Source organism: Gemmatimonadaceae bacterium, from assembly GCA_020852815.1.
Classification (GTDB): domain Bacteria; phylum Gemmatimonadota; class Gemmatimonadetes; order Gemmatimonadales; family Gemmatimonadaceae; genus SCN-70-22.
Map to the genome: position 1 here is coordinate 99,172 of JADZAN010000010.1, position 13,833 is coordinate 113,004.

The window sequence follows — 13,833 nt, forward strand, 5'->3', positions numbered from 1 at the left end:
GGAGCGAACTCATGGACGTCGTCCTCACCCCAGCGGCGCCGATCCCGGCGGGACACTACTCGCAGGGCATCGTGCACAACGGCATCGTCTACGTGGCGGGACAGCTCCCCATCACGCCGGGAAGCAGCGAGCATGTCGTGGGGAGCATGGAAGAACAGACCGAGCGCACGCTGCGCAACGTGGATGCCGTGCTGGTGGCGGCGGGGAGCGGGTTGGACAGAGTCCTGCAGATGACGATCTACATCAGCGATGTCGCGCTGTGGGGCGAGGTGAACCGGGCGTACACGCGCATCATGGGGGCGCACAAACCGGCGCGTGCAGTCGTTCCGGTCAAGGAGCTGCACTACGGCTATCAGATCGAGATCCAGGCGATTGCGGCGGTGGGGGGGTGAGAGGACGAGAAGACGAGAAGACGAGAAGACGAGAGGACGAGAAGCCTGCCCCAGCGAAGGCTGGGGACGAGGGGACGACGCGACGAAGGACTTCGGCTTTCACTTTCGAGGGGATATGCGCAAGGCGAGCGTGATGCTGCTGGCGGGCGTGGTGTTGCAGGGGGCGTTGCAGGTGACGGTTGGGGGTGGCGAGGCGGCGGCGCAGGCCGCGCCACCGGCCCCTCCCGCGGCGCCGGCAATCGAGTATACGCGATCGGAGGTCATGATCGCGATGCGCGACGGCGTGCAGCTCTACACCAAGGTCTTCGTGCCGAAGAATGCCGCCGGGCCGCTCCCGATCATGTTCATCCGCACGCCGTACGGCATCCGCGGCATGGAGCCGGCCATGCTCAATGCCGGCTACGGCTTCCTGGCGAAGGATGGGTACATCTTCGTCGGACAGGACATTCGCGGGAAGTTCAAGTCCGAGGGCGAGTTCGTCATGCAGCGCGCGCCGCGCCGCGATCGCAACGATCCCAAGGCGATCGACGAGAGCACCGATGCCTATGACACCATCGAGTGGCTCCTGAAGAACGTCGCCGGCAACAATGGGCGCGTCGGGATGACCGGCGTCTCCTATCCGGGGTGGCTCACGGCGATGGCCATGCTCGACCCGCACCCGGCGCTCCGCGCCGTGTCGCCGCAGGCGTCACCGGCCGACATGTGGATTGGTGACGACTTCCACCACAACGGGGCGTTCCGCCTGAGCTACGGCTTCGAGTACGCCACGATGATGGAGTCGGGGAAGGAGATGACGCAGTTCGCCTTCGACGACTACGACACTTACGACTGGTACCTCAAGATCGGGTCGCTCAAGGCCATCAACGATTCGCTGCTCAAGGGAAAGCTCCCCACCTGGAACGACTTCTCTCGCCGCCCAAACTACGAGGAGTTCTGGCAGCGGCAGGCGATGAAGGGCTACCTCACGCGCGTCACCATGCCCACGCTCAACGTGGCCGCGTGGTGGGACCAGGAGGACTTCTACGGCCCCATCACGATCTACCGCGCGCTGGAAAAGCACGACGCCAACAACCAGAACTTCCTCGTCGTGGGCCCGTGGAACCACGGCGGCTGGATGGGTGGCGAGGGATCCTCGTTAGGGAACATCCAGTTCGGGCAGCCTACAGCGCGCTTCTTCCGCGACTCGATCATGGCGCCGTTCTTCGCGAAGTACCTGCACGACAAGGGGACGCTGGCGCTGCCGGAAGCGCTCGTCTTCGAGGCGGGGAGCAACCAGTGGCGTCGCTACGCGGCCTGGCCGCCCCGCGAAGCCGTCTCGGCGCGCGCCCTCTACATGCGAGAGGGAGGGAAGCTTGGCTGGGAGCCACCCAAGGCCACCGGGCCGAACGACTTCGATAGCTACGTCTCGGACCCAAACAAGCCCGTGCCGTATCGCCCGCGACCCATCGCGCCCACGTATGGCCCCGGGTCCACGTGGCGCCACTGGCTCACCGATGACCAGCGCTTCGCGCACAACCGCCCCGACGTCGCCTCGTGGGAACTCCCCACGCTTAGCGAGGACCTCACGATCGCTGGCGACGTCACGGTGACGCTGCACGCGGCCACGACGGGCTCCGACGCCGACTGGATCGTGAAGCTCATCGACGTGTACCCCGACACGGGGATGACGCCGTTGCAGATGAATGGCTACCAGTTCATGGTGGCCAACGAGGTGTTCCGCGGCCGCTATCGCAAGAGCTACGAGAAGCCGACGCCCATCACCCCCAACACGCCCACCGAAGTGACGATCGACCTGCACACGCAGGCGTACACCTTCAAGAAGGGGCACAAGGTGATGATCCAGGTGCAAAGCACCTGGTTCCCGCTCATCGACCGCAACCCGCAGAAGTTCGTCCCCAACATCTTCGAAGCGAAGCCGAGCGACTTCATCGTGGCCACGCAGCGGGTGTATCGCACGGCGACCCGGGCGTCGAAGATCGTGCTTCCGGTGGTGAACAGGGCGGTGCAGTAGGGGAAGCGACACCGGCCCCAGCGACAGCCTAAGGCGAGATCACTCCAACGACACGAAGCCATGGCGTATGAGCTTGCAGGGAAGGTTGCCCTTGTTACCGGGGGGACGCGCGGGATCGGGCGGGCCATCGCCACCGAGCTCGCCCGCGCGGGGGCGCTGGTCATCGTCAGCTCGCGCAAGGAAGCGGCGGTGACGGCAACCGTCGAGGCGTTAGGCTCGGCTGGGCTCAAGGCCGACGGGATCCCGGCCAACGTGGGACGCCTCGATGACCTCAACACGCTCGCCGAGCGCGTGCTGGGCACACACGGCGGGATCGACGTCCTCGTCAACAATGCGGCGGTCAATCCGGTGTATGGCCCCTCGCTCGAGACGACCCCCGAGGCGTTCGCCAAGATCATGGACGTGAACCTCCGCGCGCCGTTCGAGCTTGCCAAGCGATTCTATCCCTCGATGGCCGCGCGCGGCGGCGGCTCGATCATCAACATCTCCTCCATTGGCGGCGTGTCGCCCGAGCCCAACCTCGGGATCTACAGCGTGAGCAAGGCGGCGCTGCTCAGCCTCACGCAGGTCCTGGCGCGCGAATGGGGGAAGGACAAGGTGCGCGTGAACGCGATCTGTCCCGGGTTGATCAAGACGGACTTCAGCCACGCGCTGTGGGGAAACGAGCAGGTGCGCGCGCAGGTGTTGCGCAGCCAGCCGATCCCGCGCATGGGCGAGCCTGACGACATCGCCGGGCTCGCACGCTTTCTCGCTTCCGATGCCGCTTCGTTCTGCACGGGCGGGACGTACATGGCCGACGGCGGCTACACGATCTAAACATCCCTCGCACGCGCGAGGACGACATGTCGAACGCCTCAACGCTGCGCTCGCAGGTCCGCGACTTCGTCGATACGGTCCTGCTTCCCCTGGAGCATCGCTACCTCAACGAACCATGGGGAGCGGTGCTCCCCGCGCTCGATGCCGCGCGCGCCGAGGCCAGGCGACGCGGGATCTGGGCTCCCCACCTCCCCGCCGCACTGGGCGGACGCGACCTTCCCTTCCTCGATTTCGCCGGGATCAGCGAAGAACTGGGGCGCACGCCCATTGGCCACTACACGCTCAACTGCCAGGCGCCCGACATCGGCAACATGGAGTTATTGCACCGGCACGGGACCGCGGCGCAGCAGCTGCAATGGCTCGAGCCGCTGGCGCGCGGCGACATCCGGTCGTGTTTCGCGATGACCGAACCCGAGCGCGCCGGCTCCAACCCGATCTGGCTCGAGGCGCGTGCGGTGCGCGAGGGCGACGAGTATGTCATTACCGGCCACAAGTGGTTCACCTCATCGGCCGACGGTGCGGCCTTTGCCATCGTGATGGCGGTGACCGATCCCGATGCGCCGCCACACCAGCGCGCCTCGCAGGTCATCGTCCCCGTCGGCACGCCCGGTTTCTCGCTCGTGCGCAACATCAAGGTGATGGGCGACGAGGGGAACGGGTGGGCAACACACGGCGAGGTGCGATTCGACCGCTGTCGCGTCCCGGTGTCGAACCGCATCGGCGACGAGGGCGCGGGCTTCGCGCTGGCGCAGGAGCGACTTGGTCCCGGGCGCATCCACCACTGCATGCGCTGGATGGGGATCTGCGAGCGTGCCCTCGACCTGACGTGCCGCTACGCGGTGTCGCGCGAGCTCTCTCCCGGTGTCCCACTCGGCTCCAAACAGGGAGTGCAGCACATGATCGCCGAGTCGCGCGCCGAGATCGATGCGGCACGGCTGCTCATCCTCGACACCGCGCGCCAGATCGACGAGAAGGGGGCCAAGGCGGCGCGCGAGTCCGTCTCCATCATCAAGTTCTTCGCCGCGGGCGTGCTGCAGCGCGTGCTTGACCGGGCCATCCAGGTGCACGGCGCACTGGGGATGACCGACGACACGCCGCTGGCCTATTGGTTCCGCCATGAACGTGCGGCGCGCATCTACGACGGCGCCGACGAGGTGCACAAGAGCGTGGTGGCGCGACGAATCCTCAAGGGGTACGGCATCACCGTGCGCGAATGAGCGAGTCGTTTGTCGACCAGGCCGCGCCCGTGCGTGATGGCGAGGCGCTCGACGTCGAGGCGCTGCGCTTCTATCTCACGCGGCATGGGCTCGCCGGTGACGAGGAGCTGCAACTCTCGCAGTTCCCGCGTGGTTTTTCCAACCTCACCTACCTTGTCACCACCGGCGGGCGCTCCTTCGTGCTGCGGCGGCCGCCATTTGGCGTGGGGAAGGGAGTGGCGCACGACGTGGTGCGCGAGGCACGGCTGCTGGCGGCGTTAGGCGCGGCCTACGCGAAGGTCCCGCGCATCCTCGCCATCTGTGACGATCCCGCCGTCATCGGCGCCCCGTTCTACCTGATGGAGCGCGCGTCAGGGATCATCCTGCGGGACCGCCTGCCGGCGGGGCTGGCGCTGGATGCGCCCACGATGCGGCGCGTGAGCGAGGCGGCGGTCGATACCCTGGCCCAGATCCACGCCGTCGACTACGCCGGCGCCGGGCTCGCCGCGCTGGGCAATCCCGTGGGCTATGTCGCGCGACAGGTGAGCGGCTGGGCGCGGCGATTCGAGGCGGCGCGCACCGGCGACCAGCCTGACGTGGATCGCATCGTCGAGTGGTTGCGCGCGTCGCCCCCCGCCGACGAAGCGGCAGCGCTCGTCCACAACGACTTCAAGTACGACAACCTGGTGCTCGACCCGCACGACCCCGCGCGCGTCATTGCGGTGCTCGACTGGGAGATGGCGACAATCGGTGATCCCTCGCTCGACCTCGGCACCACGCTCGCGTACTGGGTGGAGGCGAACGACCCGCCCTTGCTTCGCTCGTTAGGGCTCGGCGTCACCGCGCTGCCCGGAAACCTCACGCGCGAGGAGGTGGTGGCCCGCTACGAGGCGGCGACGGGGCGTGGGGTGGCGCAGCCGGTGTTCTGTTACGCGTTCGGCCTGTTCAAGGTCGCCGTCATTGCACAGCAGATCCTTGCGCGCTACGTGCGCGGCTTCACGCGCGACGAACGCTTTGCGCGGTTGGACCTGGCGGTCGCCGCGCTGGGCGAGGCGGCGGTGCGCGCCGTGGACCGCGGGCGGATCGGCAACCGTTAGGCGCTCCGACGGCCCGCCGGTGGCGCCCGCCCACTGGCCGGCGCCGCGGGCGGGAGTGGGTTCACGCCGGGTAGACCTCGAACACGCCGGCCGCCCCCATGCCACCGCCGATGCACATCGTCACCAGGCCATGACCGCCGCCGCGCTTGCCGAGCTCGTGCACGAGCTGCGTGGTGAGCTTGGCTCCCGTGGCGCCTAACGGGTGCCCCAGGGCAATGGCCCCGCCATTCACGTTGACCTTGTCCATCGGGAAGCCGAGGTCGCGCGCCACCGCCAGCGCCTGCGACGCGAACGCCTCGTTGAACTCGATGAGCGACAGCGCCGACAGCGCGATCCCCGCCTTGGCCAGCGCCTTGGGAACCGCCTTGATGGGCCCCACCCCCATGATGTCGGGGTCCACGCCGGCCACGGCGTAGCCGGCCAGTCGCGCCAGCGGGCGCAGCCCCAGCTCCCGCGCCCGCACGTCGCTCATCAGGCACACCGCAGCTGCTCCATCGCTGTAGGGCGAGGAGTTCCCGGCCGTGACGCTCCCCCCCACCTTGAATGCAGCTCCGAGTTTGGCCAGCCGCTCGACGCTGGTGTCCGTGCGCACGAGTTCGTCGATCGCGAAGAACCCTTCCTCCACCTCCTTCGTCGTCCCGCGCCACGTCACGCGCTCCACCGGGACCGGGACGATCTGGTCGGCAAACGCCCCCCGCTCGATCGCCGCCGCCGCCTTGGCATGGCTCTCATACGCGTACTGGTCCTGGTCGGCGCGGCTCACCTTCCACCGATCGGCCACCCGCTCGGCGGTGAGCCCCATGGCGATCATCTCCTCGGTCATCCCGGGATGGAGCCGCGTGTGGTAGCCCGACATCGGGACCTGGCTCATCATCTCGAGGCCGCCTGCCACCACCACATCGGCCATCCCGCTCATGATGGCCTGCGCCCCCATCGCCACCGTCTGCAGCCCCGAGGAGCAGAAGCGGTTCACCGTCACGGCCGGCACATCGACCGGGAGCCTGGCGCGAAGCACCGCGAGGCGCGCCACGTTGAGCCCCTGCGCCCCCTCCGGCATGGCGCACCCCCAGATGACGTCGTCGATGGTGCGCGGATCGAGGTCGGCGCGCTTGATCGCCTCCTGCAGCACCACCGCCGAGAGGTCGATGGGATGCACACCGGCGAGCGAGCCGTCCTTCTTGCCGCGCCCCACCGCCGTGCGCACCGCGCTCACGATCACTGCATCTGGCATGTTGGTCTCTCTTGGTCGCGCGAAGAGTTGGGGAGGGAGCTAGTTCCGGAGCGGCTTGCCCGTCTTGAGCGTGTGCACGATGCGCTCCTGCGTCTCCCTGGTGCCGAGGAGGGTGAGGAACGCTTCGCGCTCGAGGTCGAGCACATCCTGTTCGGTCACGTCGCGCGGCGGGCCATCGCCCCCCGAGAGGACGTAGGCCACGTGCGTGGCGATCGTCACCTCGTGCGCGGTGATGTAGCCGGCCTCGCGCATGGCCCACACGCCGTAGGTCAGGTTCCCCATCGCCTCCTTGCCTAACGCGCGGATGCTCATGGGCGGCGGCGCCACGTAGTCGGGCGCGAGGTCGAGGACGCGCGCCTTGGCGTCGGCCAGGAGGCGGTCGCGGTTCATCGAGATCCGGTCCGAATCGCGCAGGAAGCCCAGGGCGCGCGCTTCCAGTGCGCTGGTGCTCGTCGTCGCCATCGTGATGACCTTGAAGGCGCGCTTCACTCCCTCGAAGGGGTCTGCTTCCTCGTACTTCGACAGCTCGTTGGTGAAGCGGAAGAGGAGTTCCTTGGTCCCGCCCCCGCCCGGCAGTAACCCGACGCCGACTTCCACCAGTCCCATGTACAGCTCGGCGTGCGCCTGCACGCGCGCGGCGTGCAGCGAGAACTCGCACCCGCCGCCCAGCGCCAGCCCGAACGGCGCGACCACGATGGGGAAGGGGGCGCGCCGCAGCGACATCACCCCCTGCTGGAAGCGGTGAACGGCTCCTTCCAGCAGCTTCCATTCGCCCGCCTGCACGCCCTGCACGACCGCGCCGAGGTCGGCGCCCGCGGAAAAGGTGCGCGGGTCGCTGTTGCCGATGACCAGCCCGGCATATCCGTCAGCCGCAATTCGCCGCTGCGCCACGTCCAGCATCTCCAGCACCGGGGCGCCCAGCGTGTTCATCTTGCCGCGGAACTCGAGCAGCAGCACCCCGTCGCCAATGTCGAGGATGGCGGCGCCGTCGTTCTTGTCCACCGCGCCGGTGCGCACGTGCACGAGCGGGAGGTCGATGTGCGCCGGGATTGGCTCGATCGGCGCATAGTCGCCGGCAAAGGTCAGGGCGCGCGGCCCGCTGCTCAGGTCGCGGTAGAACGACTCCTGTGCCTTGCGCAGGAGCACCGGCTCCCCAAGCCCGCGCTGCGCCAGGCCGGCACGCACGAAGTCGAGCCCCATCGCATCCAGTTGGCGGAAGGGTCCCATCTCCCACGCATATCCCCATTCCAGCGCCCGGTCCACCGACACGATGTCGTGCGCCAGCTCCGGCGTCTTCTCGATGGTGTAGTGCCCCACCGTCAGCAGCAACGCGCGCACGAACTCGGCGTGCCTGCCCCCCGCCGTCGTGAAGGCCTTGAAGCGCTGCTGCAGTGACGACTTCTCGAGGAAGGCCAGCTCAGGGAAGACGGGCTTCACCTGCGGCTTGTACTCCAGCGTCTTCCAGTCGAGCGTCAGGATCTCCTTCTTCTCCTTGCGGTAGAAGCCGCCCCCCGTCTTGTCGCCCAGGCGCCCCATCTCGACGAGCCGCGTGACCCACCCCGGAAGCGAGAAGTCCTCGCCCGTGGTCTGCGACGTCCCCGCCGCCACATGCGCGAGCACGTCGATCCCCGAGATGTCGCCCGTGCGGAACGTGGCCGACTTGGCGCGACCAATGAGCGGGCCGGTGAGCGCATCGACCTCGTCGATCGAAAGGTCGAACTCCTCCATCAGCCGCAACGCGCGCGTCATGCCGAAGATGCCGAGCCGGTTGGCGATGAACCCCGGGACATCCTTGGCCAGCACCACCCCCTTGCCCAGGACACGCTCGGCAAAGTCGCGTGTTGCCGACAACGCATCGGCCGAGGTCTCCGGCGTGGGGATGAGTTCCAGGAGGTGCAGGTAGCGCGGCGGGTTGAAGAAGTGCGTCCCCAGGAAGTGGCGGCGGAACCCTTCGCTGCGCCCCGCCAGCAGGAGTCGCATCGGGATTCCCGACGTGTTCGACGCCACGATCGACGCCGCCTTGCGCACGCCCTCCAGCCGCTCGAACAGCTCGCGCTTGGGAGCCACCTGCTCGATGATCGCCTCGATGATGAGGTCACAGTCACCGAGCATGGCGAGGTGGTCTTCCGTGTTGCCCGTCGCCACCAACGCCGCTCGCGATCCCTCCATGAAGGGGGCCGGCTTGGCCTTGAGTGCGCGCTGCAGCGCCCCCTTCGCGACGCCGTTCCTGTCGGGGTCGCCCGGTATGTCCAGGAGGACGACTGGGAGTCCCGCCGATGCGGCCAGTGCCGCGATCCCGCTCCCCATGGCTCCGGCGCCGATCACTCCGACCTTCGCGATGCGCATGTGCGTTGTGTGCTCGAGATGGAGGAGAAGCCTCATCGCTGCGGCCGCGTGTGGCGCGGCTCGCGCAAGATTCCACCTCGGCTGTATCGGCGGTAGTGGGAAAGTCGCGATAGGCACGGGCCACGGCCTCTTCCATGCCACTTGGCGTTCGACTACGCTCTGGACATGACAGGCTCCAAGCGCCCCGGGCGCTTTCTCCTTGCGTCTGCCCGCGCGTCGCGCGCCCTCGTGGCCGGGCTGCTGGCGGCGATCCCTGCCATGGCCATCCCAGCGCATGCGGCCCTGGCCCAGGGAGCGCGCGATTCGCTCCTCGTCCCGGGCGTCTCGCTCGCGCTGGCCACATGGCGGGCCGAGCGTGTGCGCGACGTGCGCTACGACCTCGTGCTCGACGTCACCGCCGCCGACACCGCCACCGGTCGCGTGGCGATTCGCTTCGCCCTCAAGCGCCCCGGCGACGTCATTCTCGACTTTCGCGGCGCGCTCACCGGACGCGTGCGCGCCAACGGGCGCGTGCTCGGCAACGTGCCGTACAACGGCGCCCACCTGCGCATTCCCGCGAATGCGCTGCACGCCGGGAACAACCGCGTCGACCTCGAGTTCGCCACGCCCATTGCGGCTGCCGGCGCCAGCATCATCCGCGTCAAGGACCCGAGCGACTCGGCCACCTATCTCTACACGCTCCTCGTCCCGTCCGACGCGTCGCTCCTCTTTCCCTGTTTCGACCAGCCCGATCTCAAGGCGCGCGTCACCTTCACGCTCACCACGCCGTTCGGGTGGAAGGCCGTGGCCAACGGCACACGGCTGCGCAGTGCCCCCACCTCACGCGGCGTCGTGACCACGTTCCGCGAGACCGAGCCGCTCAGCACGTACCTCATCGCATTCGCCGCCGGGCCGTGGGAAGAGGTGCAAGCCAGGGGGAGCCGAAAGCCGATCTCGCTCTTCGTGCGCAAGTCACGACTGGCCGATGTGGACGCCGATTCGATCATCCTCGCCAACGATCGCGCGGCGACGTGGCTCGAGGACTACTTCCAGACGCGCTTTCCCTTCCAGAAGCTCGACCTCGTCCTCGCACCGGCCTTTCCCTTTGGCGGGATGGAGCACCCGGGGGCGGTCTTCTACTCCGAGGAACGCTTCGTCTTCCGCGAACGTCCCACCCTCCCGCAGAAGCTCGGTCGTACCGCCACGATCTATCACGAGATCGCCCACCAGTGGTTCGGCGACCTGGTGACCATGGCGTGGTTCGACGACCTCTGGCTCAAGGAAGGCTTCGCGACCTACATGGCGGCGAAGATGCAGGACGCCATCGATCCCTCGTCCGAGGCGTGGAAGACCTTCTACCTGCGCAACAAGCCCGCCGCGTACGCCGTCGATGCCACCGACGGGACGACGCCGGTGTGGCAGCGCCTGGGCAACCTGGACCAGGCCAAGAGCAACTACGGCGCGATCGTCTACAACAAGGCGCCCGGGATCCTCAAGCAACTCAACTTCCTGGTCGGCGACGAGGCGTTCCGCGAGGGATTGCAGCTGTTCGTGAAGCGCTACGGCTACGCGAACGCCACGTGGCGCGACCTCCTGGATGCCATCGCCGTTCCCGCCAGGCGCCCGCTGCGCCCATGGGGGGACGACTTCATCCTGCGGCCGGGACTTCCCGTGCTGGAGCAGAAGCTCGACGTGCGCGATGGGCGCATTGCGCGCTTTGCCATCGTGCAGCGCCCCGCACGCGCACTCTCCGGGACGCGAGCGTGGCCCATGCGGCTCGAGCTGCTCGTCCTCCCCGAGAGCGGGGAAGCGCAGCGCATCCCGCTCACCATCACGCGCGACACGACTGTCGTCGACGAGCTGACGGGACGCGCCGCCCCCAACCTCGTCTTCGCCAACTCGCGCGACCAGGGGTACGCCCTCACCCTCCTCGACCCGCGCAGCGTCGCCTACGTCGAGCGGGAGATCGGCAACGTGCGGGATCCCTTCCTGCGCGCCATGCTGTGGGGAGCCATGTGGGACCTGGTGCGCGAGGCGCTCGTCTCGCCCGATCGTTTCGTTCGCGCCGCCCTGCGCGAATTGCCGCGCGAGCGAGACGAGCAGATCGTGAGCGGGATCATCGCGCGGCTCACGCGTGCCGCGACGGCCTACCTGTCGCCGGTCTCGCGCGATGCCTTCCTCCCCGATGTGGAGCGCACCCTGCTGGCGGGAGCCAACAACACCGAACTCCCCTACGGCATCCGCAAGGCGCACTACGACGCCTGGGTGCGCGTGGCGACCACGCAACCAACCGTCGACATGCTCGCGGGGATGCTGGACAGCGCCACGGTGGCCGGTGAGCCGCTGCGTCCCCCCACGCGCTGGGCAATCGTGACGCGGCTGGTCTCGTTAGGCCATCGCAGCGCCGACTCGCTGCTGCGCGCGGAGACGGCACGCGATCGCTCGGCCGAGGGAGCGCGCCGCGCCTTCGTGGCCGCGGCGGCACGCCCTGACTCCGCCACCAAGCGCGCCTACTTCGAGCGCTACTTCTCCGACAAGTCGCTCAACGAAGACTGGGCCACCGCCTCGCTCGACGGCTTCAACACGCTCGAATCGCAGTCGCTCTCCCTCCCGTATCTCACCGCGGCGCTCGACTCGCTCCCGTGGATCCAGCGCAATCGCCGAATCTTCTTCGTCGGGGCGTGGATCGGCTCGTTCATCGAGGGGCAAACGAGTGAGCGCGCGCTGGCCATCGTGCGCGAGTTCCTCGACACACGGCGCACCCTCCCAACCGACCTGCGGCTGAAGGTGCTGCAGTCCACCGACGAACTCGAACGCACCGTGCGCATCCAGCGCACTTTCGGCATTCCGTCGCGCAGCGCCTCGCCTCCCTGACGCGGAGGGAGCTAGGCCGGGTTGGATTCCTCCAGGAGAGCAGGGCGCCCAAGCGCTCGTCCACCCCCGAATTGCGGCACCGAGCCGTCGATCGCACGCCACAGCCGTCCGCCAGCGCCGAGTGGGCGTACGTCTCCTGCCTCGCGTGATGCGGCGCACTTGGCGGGATGCGGTACCGGGTGAACAAGATTCCAGGGGATGAATTACGGCAAGTGCGCGCCGCAACGCCTTGTTTGACAACAGGATGCGAGTCGCTATCTCACCCGATACATGCAATTCCGGAGGCTGGCGGGCACGTACTCTGCTTCAATTAGCAGCGCGCAACCTTGTGCAAATAGCCGAGGAGGCGAATTATTGCCTCCCAACTCAGCCCGGTGGTCGGAGCCCATGCTTGCTCCTCTCAGCCCGCTCGACGCCTATCGCAACGATCTCGACCGGGATCATCGCCGGTCGGAATTCGGGAACGCCGATACCGTCTGGCTCTTGTTGTCCCATTGTCTCAGCCGCCTGAGCAAGGTGGGTGAGGTAGTGCGTGACCAACTTGCCCTGCAGTCGGCCAATGCGCTGCGCGACCTTGCCGACTCGGCGCAGGGGACTTTCGTGGGCGACGCCGCGCACCTGAACGACCTGCGCATGATGATCGCCGGGCTGTCGGCGATCGAGACCCGCGCCGGCGCCAATTCCGTCTCGCGCGCCTGCCGTGGCTTCGCGGCGCGCATGGCCGAGTCGGGGGCGCTATCGGTGGCTTACTCGGTCCTCGGCTCTGCGCGGACCGTTGCCGCCGATGCCTCCGATCGCGAGCGCGGGCTGCTGGCCGCAGACCAGGCACGCGTTGCGCGCCAACTGGGTGAGCTGGACAGCGCCGACGAACTGTACCGCACCGCCAGCGCCATTGGCGAGCGGTCCTCCGACGACGAGCTGCTCTCTCGCTCCTCGCTGGGGCGCGGCGTCATCGCGCGTGTTCGCGGCAACTACCCGCGCGCGCGCGCCTTCTTCCAGCATGGACTCAACCTGGCCACGACGGCGGGATCGCGTGAACTGGAGTTCTTTGCGCACCAGGGCCTCACCATTGTCACCTGCGTGACCGGTGACCCGGACGCTGCGATTCGCCACGGGTGGGAGGCCTTCCGCCTGGCGATGGGCGATGTCACGCGCGAATCGGAAACGCTGACCAACCTGGCCCAGCTTTGCCTCGAGTACGGGTACCCTCGGGCGGCGCTGCGCGGCTTCTTCTCGGCGTTGGCCCGCACCGACAGGCTGCGCGTCAGGCTGTCGGCGCTGGGCGGGGCAGCGCTCGCGGCTGGCCGCCTCGAGGATCTCCCGCTTCTGACCCGGCTGCAGAGTGAACTGCTGCAGACGATCGAGGAGTCGTCGCTGCCGTACGAGAACGCCCAAGGGCTCTATCACCTTTCCGCGGCGTATCTGGCGTTGGGCGACGAGGTGACCGCCGAGCGCTTCCGCCAGGAAGTGGCGCGTATCGCGGTCGCGCGCGGGTATTATGAGCTGTCGCATCAGGTGGAACGCGCCGAGCTCGCGCGGGACGCCCGGTTGGAGGCCCAGCGCGAGCTCGGAGACTCGTCTCGCGACGTCGTGACTACCTTGGAGCGCTTCGAGCCCGACGCCGAAGCGCTCGCCTTCGCCACTAGATGTGCGGATTGACGAAGTCGATGTGCGGATTGACGAAGTCGATGTGAGGATTCACGAAGTCCGAATTGATGCACTTCGCTGACTTCGCGTCACAGCGCGCGGCGCTGTCGGGACCCATCGGGGACGACGAGCAGGCGGCGACGCTGACGACGACGAGGGCGTAGGCGGCGAAACGAGTTGCACGGTTCATACGGTGGCCTCAGGGCGAAGTGGTGGTTGGGGGAAACCTGTCATGTCCTCGCGT

10 protein-coding genes are annotated in these 13,833 nt (G+C 68.0%); 7 read left to right on the top strand and 3 right to left on the bottom strand.

Annotated features, from left to right (window positions below; genetic code table 11):
- Positions 1-11: 11 nt before the first annotated feature.
- The 5 genes from IT359_05780 (at position 12) to IT359_05800 (ending at position 5,512) form a co-directional block, all read left to right on the top strand.
- Positions 12-392, top strand: a complete 381-nt coding sequence (locus IT359_05780) for a hypothetical protein (protein ID MCC6928486.1) — start codon at positions 12-14, stop codon at positions 390-392.
- A 133-nt stretch (positions 393-525) separates the two neighbouring features.
- Positions 526-2,403, top strand: a complete 1,878-nt coding sequence (locus IT359_05785) for a CocE/NonD family hydrolase (GenBank protein ID MCC6928487.1) — start codon at positions 526-528, stop codon at positions 2,401-2,403.
- A 60-nt stretch (positions 2,404-2,463) separates the two neighbouring features.
- Entirely contained in the window at positions 2,464-3,219 is a 756-nt protein-coding gene (locus tag IT359_05790) for an SDR family oxidoreductase (GenBank protein MCC6928488.1), read from the top strand.
- A 26-nt stretch (positions 3,220-3,245) separates the two neighbouring features.
- On the top strand, positions 3,246-4,436 hold the full coding sequence (locus IT359_05795) for an acyl-CoA dehydrogenase family protein (GenBank protein ID MCC6928489.1): 1,191 nt from the start codon (positions 3,246-3,248) through the stop codon (positions 4,434-4,436).
- Positions 4,433-5,512, top strand: coding sequence for a phosphotransferase family protein (locus tag IT359_05800; GenBank protein MCC6928490.1), 1,080 nt, complete (start codon positions 4,433-4,435; stop codon positions 5,510-5,512). Before IT359_05795 ends, IT359_05800 begins: the two co-directional genes overlap by 4 nt.
- Positions 5,513-5,573: 61 nt before the next feature.
- Here the strand turns inward: IT359_05800 and IT359_05805 are convergent, their stop codons facing one another.
- Together IT359_05805 and IT359_05810 are read right to left on the bottom strand one after the other, a co-directional pair.
- On the bottom strand, positions 5,574-6,743 hold the full coding sequence (locus IT359_05805) for a thiolase family protein (GenBank protein ID MCC6928491.1): 1,170 nt from the start codon (positions 6,741-6,743) through the stop codon (positions 5,574-5,576).
- Positions 6,744-6,782: 39 nt separating this feature from the next.
- On the bottom strand, positions 6,783-9,089 hold the full coding sequence (locus tag IT359_05810; protein ID MCC6928492.1) for a 3-hydroxyacyl-CoA dehydrogenase/enoyl-CoA hydratase family protein: 2,307 nt from the start codon (positions 9,087-9,089) through the stop codon (positions 6,783-6,785).
- A gap of 165 nt (positions 9,090-9,254) precedes the next feature.
- On the opposite strand from IT359_05810, the gene IT359_05815 reads away from it, so the two are divergent.
- Entirely contained in the window at positions 9,255-11,942 is a 2,688-nt protein-coding gene (locus tag IT359_05815) for an ERAP1-like C-terminal domain-containing protein (GenBank protein ID MCC6928493.1), read from the top strand.
- Positions 11,943-12,542: 600 nt separating this feature from the next.
- Positions 12,543-13,601, top strand: coding sequence for a hypothetical protein (locus IT359_05820; GenBank protein MCC6928494.1), 1,059 nt, complete (start codon positions 12,543-12,545; stop codon positions 13,599-13,601).
- Here the strand turns inward: IT359_05820 and IT359_05825 are convergent.
- Positions 13,585-13,779, bottom strand: coding sequence for a hypothetical protein (locus IT359_05825; protein MCC6928495.1), 195 nt, complete (start codon positions 13,777-13,779; stop codon positions 13,585-13,587). The genes IT359_05820 and IT359_05825 overlap by 17 nt on opposite strands.
- Positions 13,780-13,833 lie beyond the last annotated feature (54 nt).

Bases quoted from the DNA above. Each gene is read 5' to 3' on its own strand.
- IT359_05805 (MCC6928491.1), bottom strand. From the start codon at position 6,743: ATGCCAGATGCAGTGATCGTGAGCGCGGTGCGCACGGCGGTGGGGCGC.
- IT359_05790 (MCC6928488.1), top strand. From the start codon at position 2,464: ATGGCGTATGAGCTTGCAGGGAAGGTTGCCCTTGTTACCGGGGGGACG.
- IT359_05785 (MCC6928487.1), top strand. From the start codon at position 526: ATGCTGCTGGCGGGCGTGGTGTTGCAGGGGGCGTTGCAGGTGACGGTT.
- IT359_05815 (MCC6928493.1), top strand. From the start codon at position 9,255: ATGACAGGCTCCAAGCGCCCCGGGCGCTTTCTCCTTGCGTCTGCCCGC.
- IT359_05810 (MCC6928492.1), bottom strand. From the start codon at position 9,089: ATGCGCATCGCGAAGGTCGGAGTGATCGGCGCCGGAGCCATGGGGAGC.
- IT359_05800 (MCC6928490.1), top strand. From the start codon at position 4,433: ATGAGCGAGTCGTTTGTCGACCAGGCCGCGCCCGTGCGTGATGGCGAG.
- IT359_05795 (MCC6928489.1), top strand. From the start codon at position 3,246: ATGTCGAACGCCTCAACGCTGCGCTCGCAGGTCCGCGACTTCGTCGAT.
- IT359_05780 (MCC6928486.1), top strand. From the start codon at position 12: ATGGACGTCGTCCTCACCCCAGCGGCGCCGATCCCGGCGGGACACTAC.
- IT359_05825 (MCC6928495.1), bottom strand. From the start codon at position 13,779: ATGAACCGTGCAACTCGTTTCGCCGCCTACGCCCTCGTCGTCGTCAGC.